At 67.9% G+C, this 26,346-nt stretch carries 22 protein-coding genes; 11 read left to right on the top strand and 11 right to left on the bottom strand.

Translation table 11 applies throughout. The features are described from left to right. Positions 1 to 37: 37 nt before the first annotated feature. Positions 38 to 541: a hypothetical protein gene (locus ACFVVC_RS07800; RefSeq protein WP_387450891.1), complete on the bottom strand. Its 504-nt coding sequence runs from the start codon at positions 539 to 541 to the stop codon at positions 38 to 40. A 166-nt stretch (positions 542 to 707) separates the two neighbouring features. Here ACFVVC_RS07800 and ACFVVC_RS07795 point away from each other — a divergent pair, with 166 nt between their 5' ends. From ACFVVC_RS07795 to ACFVVC_RS07785, 3 genes are all read left to right on the top strand, one after another. Next, the gene (locus ACFVVC_RS07795) at positions 708 to 1,418 is read left to right on the top strand and encodes a response regulator transcription factor (RefSeq protein WP_387450888.1); all 711 of its coding nucleotides are present in this window, start codon (positions 708 to 710) and stop codon (positions 1,416 to 1,418) included. Beyond that, complete coding sequence (locus ACFVVC_RS07790; protein WP_387450885.1) at positions 1,415 to 2,902, top strand: sensor histidine kinase; 1,488 nt, start codon at positions 1,415 to 1,417, stop codon at positions 2,900 to 2,902. Before ACFVVC_RS07795 ends, ACFVVC_RS07790 begins: the two co-directional genes overlap by 4 nt. A 149-nt stretch (positions 2,903 to 3,051) precedes the next feature. Continuing rightward, positions 3,052 to 3,966 carry a multidrug DMT transporter permease gene (locus ACFVVC_RS07785; RefSeq protein WP_387450882.1) on the top strand — a complete coding sequence of 305 codons (915 nt, stop codon included), beginning with the start codon at positions 3,052 to 3,054 and terminating at the stop codon, positions 3,964 to 3,966. Positions 3,967 to 3,986: 20 nt separating this feature from the next. Here the strand turns inward: ACFVVC_RS07785 and ACFVVC_RS07780 are convergent, their stop codons facing one another. Together ACFVVC_RS07780 and ACFVVC_RS07775 are read right to left on the bottom strand one after the other, a co-directional pair. Then, positions 3,987 to 4,178: a hypothetical protein gene (locus ACFVVC_RS07780; RefSeq protein ID WP_387450879.1), complete on the bottom strand. Its 192-nt coding sequence runs from the start codon at positions 4,176 to 4,178 to the stop codon at positions 3,987 to 3,989. Positions 4,179 to 4,499: 321 nt separating this feature from the next. After that, the gene (locus tag ACFVVC_RS07775) at positions 4,500 to 5,789 is read right to left on the bottom strand and encodes a MinD/ParA family protein (protein ID WP_387450876.1); all 1,290 of its coding nucleotides are present in this window, start codon (positions 5,787 to 5,789) and stop codon (positions 4,500 to 4,502) included. 273 nt (positions 5,790 to 6,062) lie between these two features. Between ACFVVC_RS07775 and ACFVVC_RS07770 the strand changes: the two genes are divergently transcribed. From ACFVVC_RS07770 to ACFVVC_RS07755, 4 genes are all read left to right on the top strand, one after another. Beyond that, positions 6,063 to 6,629: a hypothetical protein gene (locus tag ACFVVC_RS07770; protein ID WP_387450873.1), complete on the top strand. Its 567-nt coding sequence runs from the start codon at positions 6,063 to 6,065 to the stop codon at positions 6,627 to 6,629. Between the two features lie 110 nt (positions 6,630 to 6,739). Then, on the top strand, positions 6,740 to 7,456 hold the full coding sequence (locus ACFVVC_RS07765) for a DUF4397 domain-containing protein (protein WP_387450870.1): 717 nt from the start codon (positions 6,740 to 6,742) through the stop codon (positions 7,454 to 7,456). A 177-nt stretch (positions 7,457 to 7,633) separates the two neighbouring features. Continuing rightward, a complete protein-coding gene (locus ACFVVC_RS07760; RefSeq protein WP_387450867.1) occupies positions 7,634 to 8,206 on the top strand; it encodes an RNA polymerase sigma factor in 573 nt (190 codons plus the stop codon). Next, the gene (locus ACFVVC_RS07755; protein ID WP_387450865.1) at positions 8,193 to 9,032 is read left to right on the top strand and encodes a hypothetical protein; all 840 of its coding nucleotides are present in this window, start codon (positions 8,193 to 8,195) and stop codon (positions 9,030 to 9,032) included. Before ACFVVC_RS07760 ends, ACFVVC_RS07755 begins: the two co-directional genes overlap by 14 nt. Positions 9,033 to 9,192: 160 nt before the next feature. Here the strand turns inward: ACFVVC_RS07755 and ACFVVC_RS07750 are convergent, their stop codons facing one another. From ACFVVC_RS07750 to ACFVVC_RS07740, 3 genes are all read right to left on the bottom strand, one after another. Next, positions 9,193 to 9,339 carry a hypothetical protein gene (locus ACFVVC_RS07750; RefSeq protein WP_387450863.1) on the bottom strand — a complete coding sequence of 49 codons (147 nt, stop codon included), beginning with the start codon at positions 9,337 to 9,339 and terminating at the stop codon, positions 9,193 to 9,195. Between the two features lie 234 nt (positions 9,340 to 9,573). Then, positions 9,574 to 12,183 carry an AMP-binding protein gene (locus ACFVVC_RS07745; protein WP_387450860.1) on the bottom strand — a complete coding sequence of 870 codons (2,610 nt, stop codon included), beginning with the start codon at positions 12,181 to 12,183 and terminating at the stop codon, positions 9,574 to 9,576. 279 nt (positions 12,184 to 12,462) lie between these two features. After that, positions 12,463 to 12,801, bottom strand: a complete 339-nt coding sequence (locus tag ACFVVC_RS07740; protein ID WP_387450857.1) for a YnfA family protein — start codon at positions 12,799 to 12,801, stop codon at positions 12,463 to 12,465. 334 nt (positions 12,802 to 13,135) lie between these two features. Between ACFVVC_RS07740 and ACFVVC_RS07735 the strand changes: the two genes are divergently transcribed. The 4 genes from ACFVVC_RS07735 (at position 13,136) to ACFVVC_RS07720 (ending at position 17,672) form a co-directional block, all read left to right on the top strand. Next, on the top strand, positions 13,136 to 14,428 hold the full coding sequence (locus ACFVVC_RS07735; RefSeq protein WP_387450854.1) for a glycoside hydrolase family 26 protein: 1,293 nt from the start codon (positions 13,136 to 13,138) through the stop codon (positions 14,426 to 14,428). A 2-nt stretch (positions 14,429 to 14,430) separates the two neighbouring features. Beyond that, on the top strand, positions 14,431 to 15,681 hold the full coding sequence (locus ACFVVC_RS07730; RefSeq protein WP_387450851.1) for a glycoside hydrolase family 26 protein: 1,251 nt from the start codon (positions 14,431 to 14,433) through the stop codon (positions 15,679 to 15,681). Between the two features lie 123 nt (positions 15,682 to 15,804). After that, a complete protein-coding gene (locus ACFVVC_RS07725; RefSeq protein WP_387450849.1) occupies positions 15,805 to 16,776 on the top strand; it encodes an aldo/keto reductase in 972 nt (323 codons plus the stop codon). Positions 16,777 to 16,820: 44 nt separating this feature from the next. After that, the gene (locus ACFVVC_RS07720; protein ID WP_387450846.1) at positions 16,821 to 17,672 is read left to right on the top strand and encodes a helix-turn-helix transcriptional regulator; all 852 of its coding nucleotides are present in this window, start codon (positions 16,821 to 16,823) and stop codon (positions 17,670 to 17,672) included. Positions 17,673 to 17,916: 244 nt separating this feature from the next. On the opposite strand, the gene ACFVVC_RS07715 is transcribed toward ACFVVC_RS07720, so the two are convergent. The 5 genes from ACFVVC_RS07715 to ACFVVC_RS07695 all read right to left on the bottom strand — a co-directional run bounded on the left by ACFVVC_RS07715 (position 17,917) and on the right by ACFVVC_RS07695 (position 26,290). After that, positions 17,917 to 20,040: an acyltransferase family protein gene (locus tag ACFVVC_RS07715; RefSeq protein ID WP_387450843.1), complete on the bottom strand. Its 2,124-nt coding sequence runs from the start codon at positions 20,038 to 20,040 to the stop codon at positions 17,917 to 17,919. Positions 20,041 to 20,162: 122 nt separating this feature from the next. After that, on the bottom strand, positions 20,163 to 20,555 hold the full coding sequence (locus ACFVVC_RS07710) for an Hpt domain-containing protein (protein WP_387450840.1): 393 nt from the start codon (positions 20,553 to 20,555) through the stop codon (positions 20,163 to 20,165). Further along, entirely contained in the window at positions 20,552 to 22,573 is a 2,022-nt protein-coding gene (locus ACFVVC_RS07705; RefSeq protein WP_387450837.1) for a glycosyltransferase, read from the bottom strand. The genes ACFVVC_RS07710 and ACFVVC_RS07705 overlap by 4 nt, the downstream gene beginning before the upstream one ends. Then, positions 22,573 to 24,279 (bottom strand): glycosyltransferase family 39 protein, encoded by a 1,707-nt coding sequence (locus tag ACFVVC_RS07700; RefSeq protein ID WP_387450834.1) that lies wholly within the window; start codon positions 24,277 to 24,279, stop codon positions 22,573 to 22,575. Before ACFVVC_RS07700 ends, ACFVVC_RS07705 begins: the two co-directional genes overlap by 1 nt. After that, positions 24,269 to 26,290, bottom strand: coding sequence for a hypothetical protein (locus ACFVVC_RS07695; RefSeq protein ID WP_387450831.1), 2,022 nt, complete (start codon positions 26,288 to 26,290; stop codon positions 24,269 to 24,271). The genes ACFVVC_RS07700 and ACFVVC_RS07695 overlap by 11 nt, the downstream gene beginning before the upstream one ends. Positions 26,291 to 26,346: the final 56 nt, after the last annotated feature.

The raw sequence follows: 26,346 nt of genomic DNA, 5'->3' as shown, positions 1-26,346 counted from the left end.
CCGCTATTCGTTGTCCCGGATTTCGTCTCGTGGGCGCTTATTGCTTGGCCGGCATCTTGTTGACCTTGTCCTGGATGGCCTTGGCTTCCTTCTGGATCTTGTCCCCGTAGCCGCCGTTGAGGGCGGTGTCCTTGATCTTGGCGGCGACGGCGTCACGGTCTGAGGCTGCGGCCGCCTCCAGGGTCTTCAGGTCCGCCTGCAGGTTGGCCGGCAGCTTGCCGAAGGCCTGGGCGCGGTGGATCAGGGCGTAGGCGATCACGTGAGCCTTGTCCCCAAATCCGTCGCCGCCCTTGATGTCCACGCGGAGCTCGTTGCGCAGCGAACGGACGAACGGGTGGGCGGCGTGCTTGGCGTTGCCGGAGCCGGACCCGGAACCGGCGGACGGGGAGGCCGACGGCGCCGGGCTCTGGCCGTCCGCGAATGCGGCCGTGGCCCCAAAGACGGCTGCGCCCACCAGGACAACGCCTGCCGCGACGGCGCTTCCGCGGACTGCCCAAAAACGTGCGGTACGGTCGCGGGACGTGCTGGGTGTGGTGTTCATGGTGTTCTCCTCGGCGTTTCATGCCCGGGACGTTCCGGGCGCTGCAGGTTGTGCGTCTCCAACTGTGGCGCGCGCACATCCGGCGCGTGTTCGGGGAATGTAAGGGGAACGTAAAGTCGCGCGTCCGTGTCCGTGGGCCGGTGCTGCCGGAGCGTTCAATAGATACATGGAACAACCAACAGCCGCCGGCGCCCCGCCGTCCCGCGGCCTGGTGCTGATCGTTGAAGACGAGCGCGCCATCGCCGACGTGCAGCGGATCTACCTGAGCCGGGCAGGGTATGGCGTGCACGTGGAAACCACCGGCCAAGGGGGCCTGGACCGGGTCCGGGGCCTGCGCCCGGTGGCGGTGGTGCTGGATGTTGGCCTGCCGGACATCGACGGAATTGAGGTGTGCCGGCGGCTGCGTGCGCGAAACGATTGGACGCCCATCATTTTTGTCACCGCCCGCGATGACGAGGTGGACATGCTGCTGGGGCTGGAGCTGGGCGCGGACGATTACATGACCAAACCGTTTTCGCCTCGTGAACTGGTGACCCGGCTCAAGACGGTCCTGCGGCGCAGCGCCGGGATTCCGCGCCCGGGCGTCCTCCGCGCAGGGCCGGTAACCCTGGACCCGGAGGCCCGCACCGTGGGCGTGGACGGCGCGCCGGTCGAGCTGACCGCGCGGGAATTCGATGTGCTCGCCTACCTGATGGCAAGCCCGGGCCGGGTGTTCAGCCGGGAGCAGCTGCTCTCCGCGGTGTGGGGGCAGGCGGACTATTCGTCGGGGCGCACGGTGGACGTCCACATCGCCCAGCTGCGTTCCAAGCTGGGCCCCGGGAACCCGTTGCGCACCCTGCGGGGCGTGGGCTATTCCGCGGACGCGGAGGGATCGTGAGTGTCCCTACAGGTACGACGGCGGCGCAGGAGCAGCAGCCACGCCGGGCGCGGGCTCCCTGGCTGCGTTCCCTCGCGGGCCGCACCACCCTGGTGACCGCCGTCGTCGCGGTTTTGGCAGCCCTGGTCACCGGCAGCGTGGCCTTCCCGCTGATCCGTTCCGCGGCCGTGACCCAGGCCCGGGAGCAGCTGTCCCGCCAGGCCGATGCGTTCAGCGCGGCCCCGGTGGCGTCCCAGGCGCTGGACCTGCGGGAACGCCACCTGCTGGGCCCGGACAATTACGACCTTGCCAGCATCACCCCGTCCGGCATGGTCAACGGCGCGGCCGGCCGGATCCTGGGCGCGGACGAGGTGCAGGCGGTGCGCTCCGGGCAGAAGATCTCCCGCACCATCACCCGCGGCGGCACCCAATACCTGGTGGAGGCCAGGCCGCTGGCCAAGGGCGGCGGGATTGCCCTGATCCGGCCCCTGGCGGACGTCAACGCCGCCTCCGCCCGGCTCCTCCAGCCCATGCTGCTGGCTTTGGCCGCGGGGCTGCTCATCGCGGTGCTGGCGGGCACGCTGCTGGCGCGGTGGCTCTCCGGCCCGCTGGTCCGGACGGCGGCGGCGGCGCGGCGGATGGCCCGGGGCGAGCGGACCGTGCAGCTCAGCCCTGCGGGGGTCACCGAGGTCCGGGCCGTCGGCGAGGCCATCAACACGCTGGACCACGCGCTGCTGGCCAGTGAAAGCAGGCAACGGGAGTTCCTGCTGTCCATTTCGCATGAGATCCGCACCCCGCTGACGGCCCTGCGCGGCTACGCCGAAGCCCTCCAGGACGGCCTGATCCCGCCCGAGGACACGGCTCGCGTTGGGCAGACCCTCGCCGCCGAAACCGGCCGGCTGGACGGCTTTGTCCGCGACCTGCTGGCCCTGGCCCGGCTGGAGGCGGACGACTTCTCCCTGGACATCCAGCCCGTTGACGTTGCCGCCGTCCTTGAACAAGGCCAACGTGCCTGGCACCCGGCCGCGGCGCAGGCGGGCGTGGACCTGGTGCTGGACGTGCCCGCCGCGGACCCCGCCGGACCGTTGCTGGCCACCACGGACGCACAACGGCTCCGCCAGATCGTTGATGGGCTGATCGGCAACGCCCTGCGCGTCACCCCGGCGGGGAAGCCGCTAATCCTGCAGGCCCGGACAGAAGGCGCCGTTCTCTCCCCCGGCCCGGCACCCGGGGAGGGCCAGCTGGCAGGGCCGCCGGGCGTCGTCGCCATCCTGGTCCGTGACAGCGGCCCGGGCCTGACGCCGGAGGACGCCGCCGTCGCCTTTGACCGCGGTGTCCTGGCGCGCCGCTACGACGGCCAGCGTCCCACCGGCACCGGCCTGGGCCTGTCCATCGCCGCCCGGCTGGCGCAGCGCATGAACCTCCGGCTCACCGTGGAACCGGCCACCCCGGAGCACCCGGGGGCCTGCTTCTGCATCCGGCTGCCCCGCGCAACCACGGCGTAGGCCCGTGTAGGCCCCTGCGGCGGGGCGTCGAAGTTCCCGTGATCGAAAAGGCCCACCACGCCCTGCACCGCCCAGCGCTAGGTTTGCCGGGCTGTGGGCGGGCGCGGCGGCATCCCACCGGAGCTGCCGCCCTTGGGTAAGGTCGGATCATGATCCAGGCCGCGGCCGTGTCCGCACTGACGTCTTATCACTGGTTGGGGATCCCCATCGCCGCAGCCGGCGCGGTCCTGCTCGCCCTCGGAACACTGTTCCAGCACCGGGCCGTGGAGGACCAGCCGGCCGCGTCCGGGCGTGCGGCCGGCAGCATGGGCGGCGGACGCCTTCAGGCCCTGATCCGCCGGCCGGCATGGCTGGCCGGGACGGGGATGCTGGGCGCGGCGATCCTCCTCCAGCTGACCAGCCTCCGGTTCTCTCCCCTGATCGTGGTGCAGCCCATCGGCGCCGTGGCACTGGTGGTCACCACTCTCGCTACCGCCCGGATGAACCGCAGGCCGCCCGGGCGCCGGGCCCTCACCGCCGTCGCCCTCTGCGTCGGCGGGGTGGGTATGTTCGTCGCCGTGGCGGCGTTCTCGGCGGAGGACGTGGCCATCAGCGACCGGCACCTGGTCACCATCCTGATCGTTCTCGCCGTCGTCCTCGCGTGCGTGGCGGTAGCGTATGCCCTGTGGCGCCACCGTTCGGGCGCGGTGGTGTTCACCGCAGGTGCCGGCATTTTGTTCGGGTTCGTCGCAGCCTTGGCCAAGACCGTCATCGCCAGGCTGTTCCAGGGCGATTTCGAGTGGCTGTCCCTGACGTGCCTGGCGGGGCTGCTCATTGCGGCACTGGCGGGCAGCTTCCTGGTCCAGAATGCCCACACCAGGGGAACTCCCGAACTGGTGGTCGCCGGCCTGACGGTCATCGACCCGCTGGTTGCGGTCGCCATCGGCGTCACCATCCTCGGCGAAGCGGCCGCAGCACCCCCGCTGGCAGTTGTCCTGTTCCTGCTCTCCGGAGCCACCGCCGTCGCCGGCGTGATCCTGCTGGCGACCGTCAAAAAACACGTCCAGCCGGCAATCAAACCATGACCTGACCGCTAGGTGGTCAGCTACCTGTCCTCGTGGTTGTGCCGGTCCGCGGGCTTCACGAACGGCAGCGAACTCACCACCGTCTTCACCCCGATCACGGGCAGCAGTACAGCCGCGGCCGCCACGGACAACGCCGTGAAACCAACGAGCTCCAGCGTCTCGCGCCTCGGCAGGCGGCGACGGCTGCGCCCACCATCCATGAGATCCATCATGTTGACGAGGCTACGAGCGTGCCGGGGCGATTTCCCCGGTACCGGCTACCTGTCTTTCGCACCGGGCACTACTCAGGCCGGTTTTCCGGGGCCACCCCCGGCCCTGGCATGGTAACTGTCGTAGCAGTCACGGGAGCAAAATGCCGCAACGGGAGAGGGTGGCAACACCACGCCGCAATACCCGCATTTTGGCTTGGGTCGAAGAGTCCGAAGCACAGTTTTCAGCATGGAAGAAGGATATTTATTCGGTTGGCAGATTTGATCAGTAACGGATACCTGAATCCGCCGGACGGGGTACCTGCCCCGCCTGAATGTCAACCCTTACCGGTACCCGTCCACGATCGCTGCGGCGATTTCCTTGTAGGCCCGCCGCGTTTCCGGCTTGAGCACGTCCAGGGTGACCAGGTCGCCGTCGGCCACGCCGCGGTCGTGCGGCACGGCGATCAGTTCGCGGCAGATCCCGGACAGGTGTTCCTCGATGGCGTCCTTGTCCACCCGGGACGACACCTCGTCCTTGTCCGTGATGACCACGATCGCGTTCCGGGCCAGGTCCTCGTACCCGTGGCTGGCCAGCCAGTGCAGGGTGCTGCGGGCCCGTTTGGCACCGGAGACGGCGTAGCCTGCGGCAATCACCAGGTTGTCTGCCGACTGCAGGATCCCGCTCATCGCGTTGTGGGTGACGCCGGTGCCGCAGTCGGTCAGGGCCACCGAGTAGTAGCTGGAGATGAGCTTGCGGATCCGCAGGTACTCCTCGGCCGTGAGCGAGTCCGAGACCTCCGGGTCCTGCTCCCCCGCGATCAGGTGCAGCCGGCCGGCATGGTGCATGTACCGGGCCAGGGCGGTGAGGGAGTCGATGGATTCGATGTTTTCCAGCAGGTCCGTGATGGTCCGCGGGCTGGACTGCTGGTAGATGCCTTCGCCCAAGGCGCGTTCCACGAGGTCGCCGGAGTCAGGGTTGGCGTCGATGGCGCAGGGGGCGTCGCCGCGGTATTCGGCCAGGGTCAGGCCCACGCCCACGGTGGTGGAGGTCTTGCCGATGCCGCCCTTGAGGCTCAGGACGGCGGTGTTGTAGCTGCCCTGGAGCTGCCGCGAAATCCGGCGGCCCAGCTCGTCCTCCTGGCGCTGCTTGGGGCCGGGGCCCAGGTTCCAGGCGCCGCCGGTCAGGTTGTACAGCGCACCGCGGAAACCGCCCACCGGCCGCGGCTTCTGCTCCTTGACGAACAGGCCGGGCGAGCTGATGAAGTCCGGCATGGGGCTTTCGGCGATCGCGTCGGCCACGGTGGGCCGGCTGCGGCGGAATGACGGAGCGTCCGACGGCGGCGCCGCGGCTTCCGGAGCACCCCCGCCTGTGCGGCCAGCGGGCACAGCCGTGGCAGGCTCCTCAGTTCCCGCCGGGGAAGCGCCGGGCACGGAGGCGATGGGTTCGGCGGGCCGCGACACCGGCGCAGCGGGCGGGGCCGCTGGTGCCGGGGACGGCGTGCGGGTGGGGGCCGGGGCGCGGGACGGCTTGGTGGCATCGGCTGCGGCGGCCGCCTCGGCCCAGGACGTGCGGCGGGTCACCGGCTGCCCGGCGTCGTTATGGCTGGAAGGGGAAGGGGTTACTGCTGGCATGGTTCCTGTCCAGGCATCGTCCACTGAACCGTCGGCACGACGAAGGTCGCGGCGTCGGCGCAGTTGCGGCTGCCCTGCATCCTCTGCTGGGGCGCCTGCATTCTGATCCGCCGGTTGTGGCATGTCTGTCCCCCCGGACGATCGGCAAACTGTTATGCAGCACTAGTTCAAAGAGTAAGTCTACGGGCTATGCCGGGAGCATCCGGCCCTGGGCCGCGGGAGCCTGTTCCTTTTGGCACTGTTGCACGCAGGGTCCAGGCGCATCATGTTCACATGAGAAGGATCATCTGGTGCGTGGCCGCAGCCATCATTTCCACCTTCGCTTTTGGCAGCATCTACGTCGCGTTCCAACAAACCGGACGCCATGGGGCCAACACGGCTCCGGCGGCGGCAGCTGCGGCGCGGCTTCAGCAGGAGGGCCCCGATACGGCAGCTGGGCCGTGGCTGGAACTGGCACCCGACAGCGGCGTCTTCCTCATCGTTTACGGCGATGACAACAGCCCGCTCTCCAGTACGGTCACACTGCACGGGACCATTCCGGTGGTACCCGCCGGCGTGCTTGAGGCGGCGCGGGCGCTGGGTACGGACGCGGTGACGTGGCAGCCGGAGACCGGCCTGCGGATGGCCGTTGTTGCAAGGAAGGCGGCCGGCAAGGTGGTGGTGGCCGGTCAGTCGCTGGCGCCGGTGGAGGCCAGTGACCGGGTGACCTTGTTGATCCTTGCCGGTGGATGGCTGGGCAGCATGTTCGTCATCGGAGGCGCCCTGGGCGCGTCAGTGCTGCTGGACCGCAGCCCAGGCACGGTCCCTTGGCGCCGCGGACGGGAGTCAGCCGGGCAATGAGGAACTGTAAAAAAATCTTCCGGGGGCTGCATCCGGGCGGCGCATCCGGCCGGTAGTAGGGGTGTAAGCAGAACCTCAGCCCCATCGGGGCCCCTTCAAAGGAGTTGGAAATGCGCAAGACACTCTCTGCAGCCGCGGGAGCAATGACGCTGCTGGCAGCACTGGCCCTCGCCGCGCCTGCCCAGGCGTCCGACTGGCACCACAGCCACAACGGGACGGCGAAACTCTCCGTCCTCCACGGCGTCCCGGATTTGGTGGTGGACGTCTGGGTGGACGGCAAGCTCACCCTGGACAACTTCACGCCGGGTACCCTGGCCGGGCCGCTGGACGTTCCGGACGGTGACCACAAAATTGCCATCACGGGCTCCGAAGCGACCAGCGCGGACAATCCTGTGATCGGCCCCGTCGACGTGGACCTCAAGGCCGGAGGGGACTACACGGCGGTCGCGCACCTGGCCGCGGACGGGACCCCCACCGCCACGCTCTTCACGAACAACACCAAGCCCAGCCCTGACGGCAAGGGGAAGCTGACCGTCCGGCACGTCGCGGCCGCCCCCGCCGTCGATATCCTGGCCGGAGGGAAGGCCGTCATCAAGGGCCTCACCAACCCCGACGAGCAGACCCTCACCCTCAAGGAAGGAACCATCTCGGCCTCGGTGGCGGCAGCGGGAACCACCACGCCCCTCATCGGCCCCGCCAACGTGAACATCGCCGAGGACAAGAACACGATCGTTTATGCCTGGGGCAGCCTGGCAGATAACAGCCTGGGACTGGCCGTCCAGGTGGTGGGCACCGCGTCACGCGGACAAGATTGCGACGACGACTAACCGCCGAAGCCCTTCCGGTCAGTGGTTCCCCAACCGGTCCCCGGCGACGCCCGCACCACGGCGCCGCCGGGGACACGGAGGGGAAATGTCAGCCAGTGCCATGAGCCTATAGCGGACCGGCCCGGGCAGCGGCATAATGGGCTCCACTCAGGCCCGTTGCCGCCCAAGGAGCACCCGATGGAGGCTGCCGCCACCCGCGATTGGGACCCCGGCCTCGACCAGGCGTTTGCCGGCGGGGACGAGAACGCCCTCGCGGAGGCCTACCGGAGGCTGAGCCCGCTGGTTTACACGCTGGCCCTCCGATCCCTGGGCGAGAGGAGCGGCGCGGACGATGTCACCCAGGAGGTCTTCATTCGGGCCTGGAAATCACGGACCACGTACCGGCCGGAGGTGGGACGGCTACCGGCTTGGCTGGTGGGGATCACCCGGAACGCCATCAACGACGCCCTCTCCGCCCGCGCCCGGCAACGCCACGTGGAAGAAGCCGTCAGCCAACTTCTCCCGGACCCTGCCGCCTCACCGGCCGACGGCAGCGTGGAGGCCGTGGCCGACCGGCTGATCCTTGACGATGAACTTGAACACTTGGGAGACCCCCAACAGGCGATACTCAGGCTGGCGTTCTACGATGACTTGACCCACGATCAGATCTCGTCACGGCTGAACCTGCCGCTCGGAACCGTCAAAAGCCATATCCGGCGCAGCCTGACCCGGCTGCGCACCCGCTTGGAGGTGGAGCATGGAACACCTTGACGCGGAACTGTTGAGCCTCATGGCCCTGGGCGAGACACCCGGCACGGACGCCGACGCAGACCACCTCGCCACGTGCCCGGAATGCGCCGCAACCCTGCGGGGCTTCCAACGGGTCGCGGACATCGCCACCCTGGAGCCCGCGGGCATCACGCTCGGCCAACCCAGCGGACGGACCTGGACGGCCATCCATCAGGCACTCGGGCTTTCACCGGCCGTCGCTGCCGATCCCCTGGCCGGGCCCGGGAGTCCTGCTGACAAGCCGGCCGCGCCGCCGGCTGGGGTGGAGACACAGTCAAAGCCCGACGACGGCAAGGTGTCCGCACCCATCCCGCTGCGGCCAGGGGGCAAAGACCAGCGCCGCTCCAGGCTGTGGATGGCTGCCGCTGCCGCCGGGATCGTCCTCGGCACGGCTGCCGGGTGGACCGCTGCGGGGGTTCTGGGCCAAGGGGGCACGCCGTCGCCGGCCCCTGCCCAGTCAAGTCCGGTTGCACGAGTCCTGGCCGAAACGCCGCTGACTCCCCTGGCCGCGCATACAGGCAGCGGCGAGGCCCAGGTGGAGCAACTCCCCGACGGGACCCGCCAACTGACCATCCGGCTCTCCGCCGAGCAGACCACGGGGTACCGGCAGGTGTGGGTGGCCACGGGCGATCTCTCCGGGATGGTCAGCCTTGGCGTCCTCGCCGGCGAGACCGGCACCTACACGGTGCCAGCCGGGGTGGACCTGGCCCAATATCCGGTCATCGACATCTCAAACCAGGCGTACAACGGAAACCCGGCACATTCAGACGACAGCGTTGCCCGGGGAATGCTCAGCCCCAAGACCTGACGCCCGGGGCGGTACTGCACCGACCGGGGATTTCTGCTCTTAGTGGTGTGTAAGCGCTGCCGCTACCACGGCGACGGTGAGGAGCAGGAGGACGCTCAGGACGGTGTAACCCACCCACCGGGGACGGCCTTTGTGGGGGTTGATATCGACATACGGCATGTCAGCGCTGGTTACCTCGGGGTGCGGGACGGGCGGGGATCCGGAGGGCACGGCGCTTGAGCCGCAACATCTGGTAGAGGACTGCAAAGGGGATCAACAAGGTGCCGAGCAGTGCGCAGAGCGCAAGTGCATAGTCAGAAAAAGCCACATCGGTCTCCATTGGTGATAGTGAGCCCCCGTATAGACCCAACCAGAAGACGGCGAAATTGACAAATTGAGTCAAAAACTCAAGGTTTCCTCAAGATGCGGCCTTGAGGTTCACAGGTGAAGGTCACGGATTACCAGACAAGACACGCCGGAGTTCCGAAGTCGGGTCGCTGCCATCCGTCGGTTGCCGTGCTTCGTGGCTGGAGGCATGAGAACAAGCACGACAACGGTGCTGCTAGAGGTGCTGTTTGTTGCGGTTCCGGAACCCGTGGAGGGCGCTGGCGCACCTGTTGCAGAAAATCCAGTAAGCAATCCCGGCAGCCAGTGACGCAGCCACCGCGAGGGGGCGGTTAAGGTCGGCCAGGGGCGGGTACACGAGCCAGTGAACCAGGTAGATGTGCAACGAGGCGCCAGCCAGCAGGGCGGCTGGCCGGGTCAGGAAACGCGGCACGGGGAGGACGGGCAGCCAGGTGAGCAGTAGGATCCCGGCCATCATGGTGGATTCGCGGGCGACGTCGTCGAAGAAGCCCGGAACGGTCAGGACCGTCAGCTTGGAGACCACGCCCCGCTGCAGGAAGTTGCGGGAGCGTGCAACGGCCCAGCCCAGTGCGAAGAGCCACAGTGCCGGGATGGTGTGGGGTATGCCCGGTTCAACGAGTTCGTAGCGGGTGAGCAACCCGGCACCGAACAGTATCAGCGGGTAGAGGAACGGGAAGCGGCGTTCGGTGCGGTGGATCCAGGGAACGGCGAGCAGCGCGGTCATGGCCAGGAGGATGTAGACAACGTCTTCAACGAACCAGAAATGCCATTGGGTGGTGACTTCCACCGGGCCGAGAACGGCGTTGAGAAGTACGATGTTGGCCAGGCTGTAGCGGTCGGTGACCAGGTATGCGAAGGCGATGAACGCCATTGCGGGCAGTGCGATCCGGCCGATGCTGACGAGCTGGCGTCGAAGGCGGGGCATTCGTTGGCCGGAGAGCTGGAAGCGGGCGAAGTTGTACCCTGCGGCCGCGATCAGGACATGGGCCATGCCCTGCCAGTCAAAGAGCCCGATGTGCGTGCTGACGATGAAGATGATGCCGACAGCGCGAAGGAGGATGCTCGTATCGATCGGTGCCAGCGTTCGCTTCAGGGCCGATGCGCCGGACGGGCCGTTGAGTTGCGGCCCGGGCTCGAGCGCCCTGACCGGTGTGACATGCCAGTCAGGGGGCAGGTGGCCCAGTACCTGTTCCAACCGGACAGAGGCGGCCACGAAGGAAAGGGAGTCTCCTCCGAGCGAGACGAACGTGGCGGTGTCCTCGACCTCGGCGACCTCAAGGGCGTCCTTGAATATCTGCGCCACCGTGACGGTGCCGGCAGTGCTGCCCAGCGTGTCGTCAGACGGTTCTCTTGATGCCGTCCCGTTGGTTTCTGCCAGGGCTGCCGCGGGGGCGGGAGTACCGGTGAAGGTTCCGGCCGCTTGGGTCCTGTCAGCGGCGAGGGCGGCGACGGCAGGGTAGTCAAGTTTACCGCTGCCCAGGCGGGGTAATTCCTGGACGGCGTAGAGGGTCAGGGCGGTGCGCGGCATTCCTACGCCCTGTGCGAGGACCTTGGACAGAAGCTGGGTGTCATGGTTGCCCTCGACGGCCACAACCAGGCGGTCGTCGGTGCCGGTGCTGGCCGCGGCCACGCCGAGGTCCGCGAGGATGCGTTCGACCTGTCCGAGGTCAACACGCAGGCCTACGATCTTGACGAAGCGGCTGCGCCGGCCCACCAATTCGTACAGGCCAGCGCCGTTCTTCCGCGCCAGGTCGCCGGTGCGCAGCTCTGTGATAGTCCGGCCCTGGGACAGGTCCTCCGGGGTTTCTGCATAACCGAGCATCACGTTCGGCCCGCTGTACACCAGCTCGCCGCCGTCGTGCAGGCCCTCGAGGGGGTCGATGCGGAACGTACCTCCGGGCACGGGCCGCCCGATGGCTTCCGGATGGTCTGCAGCAAGGTGTGGGGGCAGGTAAGCCATCCGCGCTGTAGCCTCCGTTTGCCCGTACATGACAAACAGTTCCCAGCCCCGCAGGGCACCCAATTGTGCGTAGCGGCGCACCCGGTCCGGGCCCAGGCGCCCTCCGGCCTGGGTGATGTAACGCAGGTGCGGCAGATCCATATCGTCGAAACCCACCCGTTCAAGAAGCTCAAACGTGTAGGGAACGGCGGCGAACGATGTGCAACGCTGCTGCCGGAACAGCTCCCAGAAACAGGGATCGACGACGGACAGTCCGGTCAACACCAAGGTGGCGCCGCGCGATAAATGACTGTTGATCACCGAGAGCCCGTAGCAGTAGGACATCGGCAACGTGGTCGAGGCCCTGTCCCCTGCAGTAATACCGAGGTAGGAGGCAATGGATTCGGCGTTCGCTTGAAGGTTGCCATGGGAAAGACGCACCAGCTTCGGCGAACCTGTCGAACCTGACGTGCTTAGGAGCAGGGCAAGGTCCGGGTGCAGCTCATGACGGCTGCCCTGGCGCCGCTCCACCAGGGAAATTTGGCCATTGTCAGGGCGGATGACGACGTCCGGGTCGTACGCTGTCACGAGTGCGTCCAGGGCTGAGGGCTTGTCTTCCGGAAGAAGGATGAGCGGATGCCCGCCCACCAGGGCAGCCAGGTACGCCACGAGCGACTCGACATCATTGGACGCCGCGAGGGCCACCAACCGTCGTCCCGTGCCCAGCTCCCGGGCAAAAGCGTCAACCCGTTCTGCCAACTCCCGGTAGGTAACGGTCATCTGGTCGGTAATGATCGCAGGGGTATCTCCGTAGTCCGCCAGCCCCCAAGCGAAAGGTACCCCCGCAAGTTCAAGCTGCGTGGTCATCTGGCCGATTTTATTAGCCAAGCCTTACCTAAGTAAAATCCGCGTTAAGAAGAGCAAGACCGCAGTGGCTCTGAGGTCTCATAGACGGTCGGTACCTTCGGTCCGTCGTTTACGGACGGGGGCGGGTCAAAGCCCCCGGGGCGGCCCGGGACGCGGCCGCCTGCGATGAAGGAGGGTGAACCGTGGAAGTTCAGGGTCTGCGCTTGTTCGTCGCTGGTGAGCTCAAGCACCCGGATGTCCTCCCTGAATCTCAGTCCGTACTCCCCATGTTTAAGTGTCTCAGCCTGCATTGCGGGGCGCGAACATGATGATGGCCACTCCGAGCAGGCAGACCCCTGACCCTGCAATGTCCCAGCGGTCCGGCCGGAAGCCGTCAAAGGCAATGCCCCACAGGAGCGATCCGGCGACAAACACTCCGCCATAGGCGGCAAGTATCCGGCCAAAATGCGCATCAGGCTGCAGCGTCGCTGCGAACCCGTAGATACCCAGGGCGATGACGCCCAGTCCGGCCCACCACCATTCCTTTCCTTCCCTCACGGACTGCCAGACCAGCCAGGCACCGCCGATCTCAGCGGCGGCAGCCAACATGAACAGAAGGATTGTCTTCGCAAGAGTCACATCACCCATCATGGCAGGCAGCCAAGCGGCAGTACTGCTGCGGGCAGAGGGCCTCGCGGACCTGGCCAAGGACGAAGCGGGCACCCGCATCCTGTGGGCAGTCCGCGGCGCTCCTGCCCACAGCAGCTTCGGCATTGCCTCCCTCAAGATCCTTGACTATGGCGTCACGTCGATGCCGTTGACGGCCGCGCGATCGAAGCTGCGGCCCGGGTCTGCGACAAGCGCGCCAATTGCCGCTGGGGTTCACAAGGCGGCCCCTCTCAGTCAACCGACGCCGAATCGAAACGACATTTAGGATGGGAGATAAATCCGCAGGCCACCAGGGGGTTCCGCTTTGCCTGAAGAGCAGTCCACGGACAATTTCGTGCGCCGCCGCGAGGCCATGGCGGACAGGTTCAAGTCCTGGGCCCTCCCCGTGGCGGCGGCGGTACTGGCCCTGGGGTTCGGGGTGGCGAGCATCTCCAACGGGCTGGCTGACCGGAACCGGGACACCCCGGCGTCGGACCAAAGCGCAGCGGGCCAAGCCTCCACGGACCAAAGCCTGCCCGTCTGTGAGGTGGCCGGCCGCGGCAGCCTGGTGCCGTCGTCGGGAGCCCTGTTTGGGGTGAACCTGGACCTGGCGGCCAAGCCGCTGGCCCAATACGCCACGGACCTGGGGCACAAGCCCGCCGTGAGCGTCTCCTATATGGACTTCCCCTACACGGACCAGGACCGGACCAACCTGCAGCAGGCCGCGGCCCAGATCCGTAAAGACGGGCAGCTGATGCTGCTGACCCTCGAACCCAAGAACGGCTTGTCCGCAGTTACCCCCGACGCCATCGCCGGCCTGGTCAAGGACCTTGCAGCCATCAACGGCCAGGGCGTGCCGGTGATCGTCCGCTTTGGGCACGAGATGAACGGCTTCTGGTTCCCGTGGTCGCAGCAGCCGGTTGAGTATCGCGCGGCCTTCACCAGGCTGGCCGACGCCGTCCATGCCGGGGCGCCCGGCTCGGCCATGATGTGGGCGCCGTCCTACGCCGGCGGCTACGCCTACCCCGGCCGCCTCAATGACGCGCAGCCCGGGACGCCGGACTTCGTGGCCCTGGATACAAATTACGACGGCGTCCTCACCATCGCGGATGACCCTTACGCCCCGTATTACCCCGGGGATGCCGCGGTGGACTGGGTGGGCCTGTCCCTCTTCCACTGGGGCGCCACGTACCCGTGGGGCGCGAACGCGGTGCCTGAGGCCAACAAGTTCGCGGACCAGCTCACCGGCAACTACAACGGCACCAACGGGGACGAGCGGTCCCTGCCGGACTTCTACGGCGAGTACGCGGTGAACCACAACAAGCCGGTGGCCATCCCGGGAACGGCCGCCCTGTACAACCCGGCAGCTGGCGGACCGGCTGAGGCCGACATCAAGCGCGCCTGGTGGGAACAGGTGTTCAGCGCCCAGACCCACACCCGGTTCCCCCAGCTGAAGATGATCACCTGGTTCGAGTGGGACAAGGACGAGTCCGAAGTGAATGGCCGGATCGACTGGACCGTCACCACCACCCCGGCCATCCGGGACGCCTTCACGGCGGCACTGCCGGACTGGCTGCACTACGGGTCCGGGACCGCCTGCCGCCCGGCAGGATCGTAGCCGTGGGGGACACTCCTGCCCGGGACGATGAGTCCAGGAAAGAGAACAGGGCCGAATTGCGCCGGGCGTTCGTGTTGCCCGTTCTGATCGGACTGGTGGCTCTGGGTTTTGCCGGATGGAACTTCGCCAACGATCTCACCCAGCGGCAATCCCAGTCATCCCCGGCGGCGTCCACCTGCAAGGTGGAGCCCCGCGCTTCACTTGCTCCGGCCGATGGTGCCCTGTTGGGCGTGAACCTGGACTTCCACACCAAGCCGCTGGCCACGTTCGCCACGGACCTGGGCCACAAACCGGCAGTCAGCGTGTCCTTCACCGGCTTCCCGCTTACAGCCAAGGATGAGGATGACCTTGCCAAGGCGGTGGACCAGATCCGCGCCGACGGCCACATGATGCTCCTGACCCTGGAGCCGGCCGACGGGTTGTCCACAATTACCGACGCCACTGCCACGGCCCTGGCAAAGGACCTGGACCGGTTCAACAAAAACGGCGTCCCGGTGATCGTCCGGTTCGCCCACGAAATGAACGGCTCCTGGTACGCCTGGTCCCAGCAGCCGCAGGAATACGTGGCAGCCTTCAAAACCCTCGCCACTGCGGTGCACACCAACGCGCCGGGGTCCGCCATGATGTGGGCACCAAACTATGGCGGCGGCTACCCGTTCGCCGGCGGAAAATATGAGGCCAAGCCGGGCACCGCGGATTTCGCCGCCCTGGATACCAACCACGACGGCGTGATCACCATGGCGGATGACGCCTACGCCCCGTACTACCCGGGTGACGATGCGGTGGACTGGGTGGGAATGTCGCTCTACCACTGGGGCGCGAAGTACCCGTGGGGCGAGAACGAGATCCCGGAGGCCAAGAAGTTCGCGGACCAGTTGACCGGCAACTACAACGGCGCCAACGGCGATGACAGCCTGCTGCCTGATTTCTACGGCGTGTACGGCGAGGACCACAACAAGCCCGTTGCCATCCCGGAAACCGCGGCCCTGTACAACCCGGCGGTGGGTGGCGCTTCCGAGGCGGAGATCAAGCGCGCCTGGTGGGAGCAGGTGTTCGGCGCCCAGACGCACGCACAGTTCCCCAACCTCAAAATGATCAACTGGTTCGAGTGGGACAAGAACGAGACGGAGGTCAACGGCCGGATCGACTGGACCATCACCAACACCCCGGCCATCAGGGACGCCTTCACCGCGGCCCTGCCGGACTGGCTGCAGTATGGGTCCGGGCCCGACTGCCGCCCGGCCGGGTCCTAGCCGCTTCTTGGCAGGGGTTCGGGGAGGGACCCGTCCTGCCGTGGTCTGGCAGGTCCTGTTTCGCCGCCGCCGATGCCCGTACCGTCAAAGGAACGGACAAGACCGGCCTGAAAGAAGGACCCCATGGAGTACACCCGGCTCGGCACCACAGGACTGAAGATCAGCAGGCTCGCCCTGGGCTGCATGAGCTACGGGGACCCCACCACCCCGAACGCGCACGTGTGGGCGTTGACCGAGGAGGACGCCGCCCCGTTCTTCCGGCAGGCGGTGGAGCTGGGCATCACGTTCTGGGACACCGCCAACGTGTACCAGGCGGGGACGTCGGAGGAGGTGGTGGGCAGGGCCATCACCAGGTTCTCGCGGCGTGAGGACATTGTGCTGGCCACCAAGGTCCGCGGCAGGATGCACGACGGCCCGGGCGGCGAGGGACTCTCCCGCAAGGCCATCATGGAACAGATCGACGCCTCGCTGGCCCGGCTGGGCACGGATTACGTGGACCTGTACCAGATCCACCGCTTTGACGATGCGACGCCGGTGGAGGAAACCATGGAGGCCCTCCACGACGTCATCAAGGCCGGGAAGGTCCGCTACATCGGCGCTTCCTCGATGCATGCCTGGCAGTTCGCGAAGCTCCAGCACGCGGCGGACCTGGGCGGCTGGACCCGGCTTGTGTCCATGCAGAACCAGTACAACCTGCTGCGCCGGCAGGACGAACCCGAGCTCATGGCCATGTGCGCGGACATGGGGGTGGGCCTGGTGCCGTACTCCCCCAACGGCAAAGGCCGGCTGGCCCGCCCGGCCGGCGTACAGAGCACCCGCTCCAGCACGGACAAGGTGGTCCAGGCGTTCGACAACGATTACGACGGGCCCGTGATCAACGCGGTGCAGGCCGTGGCCGAGGCCCGCGGCGTGACCATGGCCCAAATCGCGCTGGCGTGGGTCCTGCGCCACCCGAACGTCTCGGCCCCCATTGTGGGCGCCACCAAGCAGCACCATCTCCAGCAGGCCGTCGAGGCGCTGTCCCTGCACCTGGGCGACGAGGAGGTCAGCACGCTCGAAGCCCCGTACGTGAACTACGGCCCGGCATGGTACTGACGGGTCCCGGCAGCACCGGCGGCGGCAGGCCTACCCTTGGACCTATGGATTCCCGGTCCGAGATCAGCAGCTTCCTCACTACCCGGCGCGCCAGGCTCACCCCGGAGCAGGCAGGGGTCCCGCTCTACAGCGGAGCCCGCCGGGTCCCCGGGCTGCGCCGCGAGGAAGTGGCCCACCTTGCCGGCGTCAGCGTGGACTACTACGCGCGGCTGGAACGCGGGAAGGTCTCCGGCGCGTCCCGCGAAGTGATGGAAGCGATCGCCCGGGCACTGCAGCTCGACGACGACGAACGGAACCACCTGCTGGACCTCGCCAGGATCACCCAGCGGCGCGCCCCGCGGCGGCAACCCGCCAACCGCACCACGGTAAGGCCCGGGATCCAGAGCGTCCTGGACTCGATCGATGCCCCCGCGTTCGTGCAGAACGCCCGCCTGGACCGCCTGGCCTCCAACAGGATCGGCCGGGCGCTCTACTCGCTCCCGGCTGACGGCTCCGGCGACAGGTTCAATTACGCGCACTACCTGTTCCTGGACGCGCGCGCCCCGCACTTCCACCGCGACTTCGGTACCGCCAAGCACAACGTGGTGGCACTCCTGCGCGCCGCCACCGCCCGTGACCCGTATGACCGGGAACTGATCGACATCGTCGGCAGGCTCTCCACCCAAAGCGAGGAATTCCGCACCCTCTGGGCCTCCCACGACGTGTTCCGGTACCGGTCGGGGCAGAAGATGCTCACCCATTCGGCCGTGGGAGACCTCGAATTCGGTTACGAGTCCTTCGAGCTCTCCACCGACCCGGGCCTGGTGATGCTGGTGTACACCGTGGAACCCGGATCCGCCACGGCGGACGCCATGCGGATCCTGGCCAGCTGGACCGCCCCGGCCCTCCGGTCCTGACACTCCGGCCCTGACACCCGCGTGGCCCGCACGAACCAGCGAACACAGGTCAGGGGTGTAGCAGGCCGTTGACGACGGCGGCACCCACCTTCCGGGCGGCAGCGACGCTCTTTTCTATGGCGCCGTTCTTCAAGTGCGGGTGGGGCAGTGACAACGAGGGGCACTGACTGCTACTTATACCCCAGCAACCGACCACCTGCGTGCACCCGCGCCCCACCCTGGGGAACGGGGCGGGCGCTAGAGGCTAGCCCAGTATGGCGCGGCCAAGAACTGGCGCCAGCTTCGCAGAGAAAGCCGGCGATAGGTGCTCCCCCTCCACGGAGACGGGAGTGTTACCAACGAATGAGGGGCAGACACCCTCCTGGGAGCAGAACCAAGCTGAGGTCGATACGTAGCGCACGCCGGGCACCGCAGCTGCAGCGTCCTTGTCGGCCTGAAGTACGGGTTTGAACGGGCCGCCATCAGTCGCGCAATCCGACGGCTTGCTGATTCTGGTAGCGCACTCCTCAAGGTTCTTGCCATTAGGCGGCGGGGACAAGAGCACTACCTGCGCGTTGGATAGCCCCCGGATCTTCGTGAGCGTCTTCGTGGTCGCGTCACGCCACATGTCAAACCTGTTGGGATTGCCTCTCCCCCCCACCATTCGATCTGGTGTCGCGAGGGTACTTGATACGATGACCATTTGCGGCTGAATCTGGCGCACCTTCTCGAATTCCCACTGCTGGTGGGCGCTGCAAGTCTCTGCGAAGGCTGGGTCATTGGGCCGGGTCATCGGTACTTCGATCGCAGGGCACTGGCCCAGCGTCAAAACCTGGATCTTCCACCCCTGCTTACCAAGGGACTCACGCAAGCCTGGCATCCAGCTGATGGCGGCAGAGTCTCCCACCAGGACAGCCGTCTTCGTAGCTGTCCCGTCCCCATACACGCACCTGTCGACATTCTCGTCGTTCGTGTCCAGGCACTTGTCATCCTTCCACTCCGGAACGAAGTTGCCATTGAGGGAGTCAGTACTTGGCTGCAAGTCGGGCCAACTATCGGCGGCGACGGCCGCTTTGACTTGCGCAGCCAGGGCTTGCTCGGGTGTGGCTGCGGCATCAGCTGACAGTGCCGAGGTGCCGGCACCGGATGACGATTTCGGAACAGCAAGAGCTGCGGCTGTGGTGGCAAAGATCAGTAGAGCGAGCACGCCGACCGCGACCAACTTGACCCTGCGATCGACGGGCTGGCGTTGACGGCTCCTCCAGCCTGGTTCGAGCCAGGATGATTTCCGTACCTTGTCCTCCACCAAATGATATGAAGCGGCCGAAATCGCGAACATAGCGGCAAGGAAGATCAGGTCAACGGCTCTGCGGGTGCGGGGCAAAAGCGCAGCACCGACGATGATGATCGGAAAGTGCCAGAGGTACAGAGAATAAGAAATGTCCCCCACGTAGACGGCCACCCGATTCATAAGCGGGTACAGGAAGTTGCTGCCGCCGGTGCCGGACGCGATAACCATTGCCGTGGCAGCTACCGGGAGCGCCGCTCCGGGTGCGGGGAACGGGGTCTCCGATGTGATGACGAAAAGGCTGGCAATGATTCCGCCGAGTCCGGCATAGCCAAGGACTGGCCGGGCAGCGGCTGGTATTCGCTGGAGCACCGGGACCATCAAAGCCAGCAGCGCGCCGGTGCCCAGCTCCCACACGCGAGACGTTGTCGAGAAATAGGCGATCGTTGGAGCGCTGGCGGTTTGGGCGACCGAAATCAGGAAGCTGCCTGCGACGATGACCACCATTGACAACGTCAGAACCCGGCGTGCCCTTGCGAAATCCCAGCCCATGCGGTGTACGAGAAATCCGAGGACTCCCACGATGATGAGCGGCCAGGCCACGTAGAACTGTTCCTCCACTGCCAACGACCAGAAGTGCTGCAGCGGCGACACCGGGCCAGCGGCCTGCATGTAGTCAGTACCGGCGATGACGAACCGCCAGTTCGCTCCGAATATCAGGGCGAACAAGCCGTCCCAGCTAACCTCTTTTGCGTGCCCCCTGGGGAACAAAGCCCAGACAGCAGCGATCGTCACGGCTAGAACCAGCAGCGCGGCGGGGAGGATCCGGCGGGCACGCTTGCGGTAAAAATCGGCAAAGGAAATGCGCCCCTGCTTTTCATAGGACCGCAAGAGAATGCCCGAGATTAGGAAGCCTGAGATGACGAAGAATACGTCAACGCCAACGAACCCGCCGGTTGGCCACTTGAATAAGTGATTTGCGACGACGGAAAGAACGGCCAGTGCGCGAAGGCCTTGGATGTCGAGACGAATCTTGCTGCTTTTTTGTGCCTTGGCCGCTGCTAGATTTGTGGCATGACGAGGTGTCGTTTGAATCGACATGGAATTCCCCTCAACTTGAGACCTCCAGAGATTCTAGCCGATGCCGCCACCTGCCCCGTCCCCTTCAGCCACCCGTGGGTGGCTCCTCAGGCCGCGTGGCCCGCACGAACCAGCGAACCCAGTCAGGGGTGCAAGAGCCCGTTGACGACGGCGGCGCCGGCCTTCCGGACGGCGGCGACGGCGGGTGCCAGGACCTCGAGCAAGGGTTCCGCGGCTGCCCAGTCGCCCCGGCAGACCAGCGACTCCATGGTTTCGGCGAGCGCCGCCAGCTGCAGGGCGCCCACCATGGTGGAGGTGACCTTGAGGCTGAGCGCCCGGTCCATGGCGGCCTCTTCGTCACCCGTGGACACGGCATTGCTGACCCGCACAAGCCGGTCCGGCAGCAGCTCCAGGTAGGCGCCCAGGAACGCGTGCGCGCCGGCGGGGCCGTCCAGCTCCTCCCCCAGGTCACGGACGCACTGCGGGTCCAGCACGGGAAGGGTCAGCGGGTCCAGCACGGAAAGGTGCGTGCTCACGCGGACCACCGCCCGTCGTCGTGGTATTCCTCGTCCAGGCCGTGCGGGGTTTTCTCCCATTTGTGCGGGCTGGAGAGCATCTGCCAGGCCGCCCGCCAGGCGGCCACGGCGTGCAGCACCCAGTATGCCGGGTTGAGCAGCGCGAAGATGGCGATCCGCCAGCCGTGCCGCCGCCAGGTGGCGATGCCGGACACCAGGATCATCATGGCGTTGCCGAACAGCATGGACACCACCCCGCCCAGCAGCAGCCATTCGGGCAGGACCAGGCCCACGAAGTTGTAGCCCACATAGGTGACGATGGTGAAACCCAGCACCAGCGGGTAGGCCAGGAACGCCAGCGGGGTGCCCAGGATCAGGCCCAGGAAGCCGACGGCGCCGGCCACCCCGGTGCGCTTGACGTACCGGACGGTGTTGCGCGTGTTCACGGCCGCGGTGACCATGTACCCCTTGATCCAGCGGGTGCGCTGCTTGATCCAGGCGGGCACCTGCGAGCAGGCTTCCTCCCAGGTGGTGGAGTTGATGACGCCCACCCGGTAGCCTTCGACGGCGGCGCGGAGCCCCAGGTCCGCGTCTTCGGTGACGTTCCACGGGTCCCAGGCGCCCACGAGCCGCAGCAGCCGGGTGTCGAAGTGGTTGGAGGTGCCGCCCAGCGGCAGCGGGATGCCGGAGCGGTCCAGGCCCGGGAGCATGGAGTCGAACCAGTGCGTGTATTCGATGGCGAAGAGCCGGGTGAGCACGTTCTGGTCCGCGTTGAAGTAGTTCAGGGCGGCCTGCACGCAGATCAGCGGACGCCGGTCCGGGGCCAAATACCGGCGTTCGAAGGCGTCCTGCCGGAACGCGTCAATGGCCGCGCGGAGCTGGCCCGGGTCCGGCCGGTCCTCGGCGTCGTAAATCACCACGTACTCGCCGCGCGCGAAGGTGAGGCCGTAGTTGCAGGCCCGGGGCTTGGTCTGCGGATCGCCGCGGGGCACCACCAGGATCCGCACGTACTCGGGCGGCCGGGAGCGCTTGGCGGCCTCGATGGTTTCGGTGTCGTCCTCTTCCAGCAGCACCAGCACGTCCAGCTTGGAGCGCGGATAGTCCAGCTGGCCCAGGTTGGCCAGCAGCTTGTTGATGATGTTGGCCTCGCGGAACACCGGGACCAGGATGGTGTACACGGGCAGTTCGCCGTCCTGGATCCGCCCGGCCAGCCCGGACGGATCACCCAGGGCTCCGGTCCCCACGCCGCGCCGCTCCAGTTCCCGGGCCCGTGCCGTGGCGGCGGCCCTGTCATGCAGCGCGTCGAACGGCTGGCGGAGGCTGGCCACGGTCTTGAAGCCGATGCTCACCAGGAACACCACGTTTACGGCGGTGAGCAGCACGATCACAGTGAGTTGCGCCTCGAGGAGCAGCCCGGCCAGCAGGCAGCTGAGCAGCACGGCGGGCAGGAGCCGCTGCCACAGGTTCAGGGCGGTTCGGGCGGACCCGTCCGGTTGTTCCTCGGCCAGGCGTTCGGCGGATTCGTAGAGCAGGTGGTTGCGGAAGGCGCGCTGAATGGAGTGGTTGATGTCCCAGTCGGTGGTGGTGCGGAACACCACCTGTTCGGCCCCGGGGATACGGAGGGCGGCGCGCCGGATCTCCTCGCTGGGTTTGACGGCGGTGGCCACGGTGAGGACGCCGTCTTCCAGGTGCCAGGGCAGCCAGCCGGGCTCGGACACCTCGGTGAAGCTCAGCTGCTCCAGCAGGGCATCGTCCGAGGGGTGGTGCACCAGGTCCACCAGAGGCGCGTCCCATTGCTCGGCGAGGACCTGGTAGACGTGCCGGCGGTTCAGCCCGGTTTCCAGGATGATGTGCCGGCCCAGCAGGCCGCCTTCGGTGTTGGCACGCTCCAGGGCGCGGTCCAGCTGCTCCGGGGTGATCAGCCCTGCCAGGAGCAGGGATTGGCCCAGCGCCACGGACTGCACGCCCACGCCGTCGTCGTAGGAACCGGCGGGACCGGCGGGGCGGGCGGTGGAGAGGACCGGGGCATGCTCTGCCATCAGTTGACGGTCCTTTCGTAGATCCGGTGCGTGGGGCTGGAGAACACCACGGCGTAGCGGGCGTTGAACGTGGGGCTGGCGCTGATGGCCTGGTGCACCAGGTCCGTGAACCCCGAATCCAGGGGGGCGTCCTCGCCTTCGACGTTCACCAGCACCCACTTGGCGTACTTGGCCGGGTCCTGCAGGGCGGGGCCAAAGTGGTCGCCGGCGGCCCGGTTGTAGATGTTGGCGAGCGGGATGCCCATCATGGGGAGCACGGCGTTCCCGCGGGCGCTTTCGTCCAGGAGGATCCCGCCGCCGTCGTAATGCTGTTTCAGCCAGCGGGCCGCGGCGAAGGAGTAGGTGTTGGCGTCGTGGGACATGCGGCCCTCGGCCAGGATGGCCATCCTGCCGGCGGGGTCCTGCAGCCACCACGCGTTTTGCCCGGCCAGGGCGAGCAGGAGGAACGCCACAACCCAGGAGCGGGTACGACGGCGGCGGGTCACCTGGTGCACGAACGCCGCCACCAGCACCGCGGCCAGGGGCAGCGCGGTGAGGGCGAAGCGGTTGTTCCACCAGGTGCTGGGGAGGGAGTGATCGTTGTTGATGGCGGTCTGGCCCAGGTAGAGGCTGAGCAGGGCGAAGGCGTAGGCGCTGCCGGTGACGGCCACCAGCAGGGTGCTGGTGGCCAGCCCGCGCCGGTACACCACCACCAGAGCACCGCACGCTGCGGCGGCGAGCACCACCACGCCCAGGGTTTCCAGCAGGGACCAGTGGAACGTCCAGAGGGTCAGGCCCAGGTTGCCTTTGGTGGGGAGCAGGCCGCCGTCGGTGATGTTCTTCTGCTGGGCGTAGGCGGAGTACTGGCCGAACATGAATTCCAGCGGGTTGCCGTAGATGGCCCAGTTGTAGGAGAGCCACCAGAGGACGGCGGCGGCGGGGACCATGGCGTAGGCGGCGGCCATCTTGGTGGCCTCGCGCCACTGGCGGGAGCGGCGGAGCTCGGTGACCAGGACGAACAGGGTGCCGGTGAGGACCAGCGCCCAGCCTTCGTAGCGGGAGAGCACGGCGGCGCCGGAGGGGATCCCGGCGAACACGGCGAGCTCGCCGGCGCTCATGCGGCGGCGGCTGGTGGCCCAGTGCGCCAGCCCTGCCATGCCGGCCACCAGGCACATGAGCAGCACGGGTTCGGTGAGGGCGGTGGTGTAGGTGTAGAGGATGGCGGGGTTGGCCAGGAGGACCAGGACGGCGGCCAGCCGGCCGGTGCGCCCGTAGCCCAGCCGGGCGCAGATCCGGTACAGCCCGGAGGCGGTGGCGGCGAGGGCGATGATGCCCAGCACGCAGGCGCCCCAGCCGCTGCTGAACATCCAGAGGTTGATGATGAACGGCATGAGCAGCAGGTGCGGCATGGGCAGCCACACGGTGCCGAGCTGTTCGAACCCGGGGGCTTTGCTGTCGAACACGCGCCTTGCGATGGTGAGGTGGCTTTGCGCGTCCGAGTAGTCCAGGTTGCTGCCCTGCCCGGTGGTGTAGAGGCAGGCGAGGAGGCCGACGGCGGCCGCCACCACGGCGATGGCGGCCGTCCCGGGGACGCGGCGCCCGGCAGCCGGGGCACCCAGGACGGTCCAGGTGCGGCGCAGCCACGGGGCCCGCTCCCCCGCCGGTGCGGCCGGTCTAGCCGGGGCTTCCGTCAGGGGTGCGGGGGCCGCCTGCAGGTCACTGGCCATGGGCGGTGTCCGCGGCTGCCTGTTCCAGGGCGTCGGCGTGGGCCCGGGCGGTACGGCGGTGCTTGCGGCGGAGCAGCACCCGGGTGCCCGCGGCCAGGATGAGCGCGGCGGCTGCGGCGGCGAGCCAGAGTGCCAGCGGCCGGAAGCCGTCCGTGACTTGGGCCTGCGGGGTGATGGCGTTGGTCTCCAGCAGCACGGGGTTGCCGGTGGTCTGGGTGACTAGGAGGTTGCGTGACAGGGAGCTCCAGCCGCCGGGCTGCTGCTGGACGTAGCTGGCCAGGCTGGCCTGCAGGGTTCCGGGGGTGGCTGCTGCCTTCGCCGTGGCGTCGGCGGTGTCCGGGGCCCAGCCGCCCAGGAGCAGGAGGTTGCGGCCGCCGTGTTCGTAGGCTTCCAGGGCGCCGTAGGGGGCGGTGGTGCCTACGCCGTATTCGATGTCCTTGCTCGAGACGGTGCGGAACCCGGCGAGCCGGAGCGGGGCGCCGGCCTGGTCTGCGGTGGCGGGGGTGGCGCCCACCAGGAGGCCGGAATCGCTGGAGTCCAGCAGGGCGTCGGGGGTGGTGAGGCGGACGTCGAGGAGGGCGTCGTTGTCGCGTTGGAGGGAGAACGCCAGCGTGGCGGCGTTGATGGTGTTTTGCTGGGCGGTAGCGCCGGCGTCGAACGCGATGGGGAGGGTGGTGCCCAGGACCTGGGGGAAGCGGGCGAAGCCGGGCTTGATGGAGTGGCCGCGCTGGGCGGTGAGTTTGCTGCCGGTGGTGTCCACGGTGAGTTCCATGGGGAGGAGGCCGGCGGGGCCGGAGCAGTCGCCGCCGGCGGGGAGGGCGGTGAGGCGGAGGCGGAGGCCGTTGCGGGACTGGATGTGGCCGGCGGGGACGTCGGCGGTGAGGTCGAAGGTGTCCCCGTCCAGGGTTTGGGAGCTGAGCAGGTAGTCGTTCCAGTAGACGGAGAGTGCGGCCTGCCCGCCGGTGGGGATGGCGGTGTGGGTGCCGCGGAGCTGGAGGCTGATGGCGGAGACGGGGCCGCCGAACTGGGACTGGTTGACGCCCAGGTAGGTTTCCTGGGTTCCGTAGCCGGCCAGCCGGATGGCCTGGGCGCCCAGGTCCGTGAAGGTTTGTTCGGGTCCGGCGGCTGCGGGGACGGTGGCGGTCATGCCGGTGACGGTGGCGCCGTCCGCCAGGGCGGATTTGGTGTCTGCCAGGGCGCGGGCGGCGGTGCGGAGGCCCTCGCCGGTGCCGGTGATGGTGAGGGCGGGGCGGCCGGCCTGGGTGCCGAGCGTGGTGCTGGGTGCGCCGTTCGTGCTGCCGATGGTGATGATGCGGGAGCCGGCGGGGAGGGCGGCGGCCTGGGCGTCCACGTCCGACGGCGGTACGAGCTTGAGTGCGGCGTCCGGGTAGCGGTGGGCCAGGGCGGCGGAGGCGGCGAGGATGGCGGCGGATACGTCCGTGGCGGGCGCGGCCGGGACGGGGATGAGGATGGCGGGCACGGAGGGGGCCAGGAATTCGGCCACGGTGGTGGGCGGGGTTTCGGTGCCCTGGGTGGTGAGGCTGAGGCTGCTGAGCGTGGCGGTGGACTGGGTGGCGGTGCAGACGTCCCGGACGGCGGGGGTGTATTCGAGGGCCAGGACCAGCTGGTGGTCGGTGAGGTCTGCCGCGCTGACGGGGGCGTCCAGGGCGATGGTTCCCTTGGCCGGTGCTTCGAGAAGGGTGCGGCCCTGTGCGCTGACGCGGATGGTGCCGGTGGCGGGCTGGCCGGTGACGGCGATGCTGCCGGTGATGCGGGCGGGTTGCAGGCCGGGGGCCACCGGGACGGCGAGCTGCTGGCCGGACTGGCCGGGCATGGCGGACACGGAGCCCAGGCTGGCGGGGGCGGTGGCCGGGTTGGTGTGGGTGGCGGCGACGCGTTCCGCGGGTGCTGCGGCGGGAGCGGCGGCTGCGGCGGTGGCGGGCTGGAATTGGACGGCGGCAAGCAGGGCGCAGGTGAGAACGACGCTCCCTGCCCGGAGACGTGAGAGCATGCCTCCACCTTGGCGGGGCAGACTCAATTTACCCTGCGGTCTGCCCTCAAGGTTGA

The sequence above is a fragment of the Pseudarthrobacter sp. NPDC058196 genome (genome assembly GCF_042882685.1).
GTDB lineage: Bacteria > Actinomycetota > Actinomycetes > Actinomycetales > Micrococcaceae > Arthrobacter.
The sequence above is the reverse complement of the archived record's forward strand: the minus strand, read 5'-3'. Positions and strand labels throughout refer to the sequence as shown.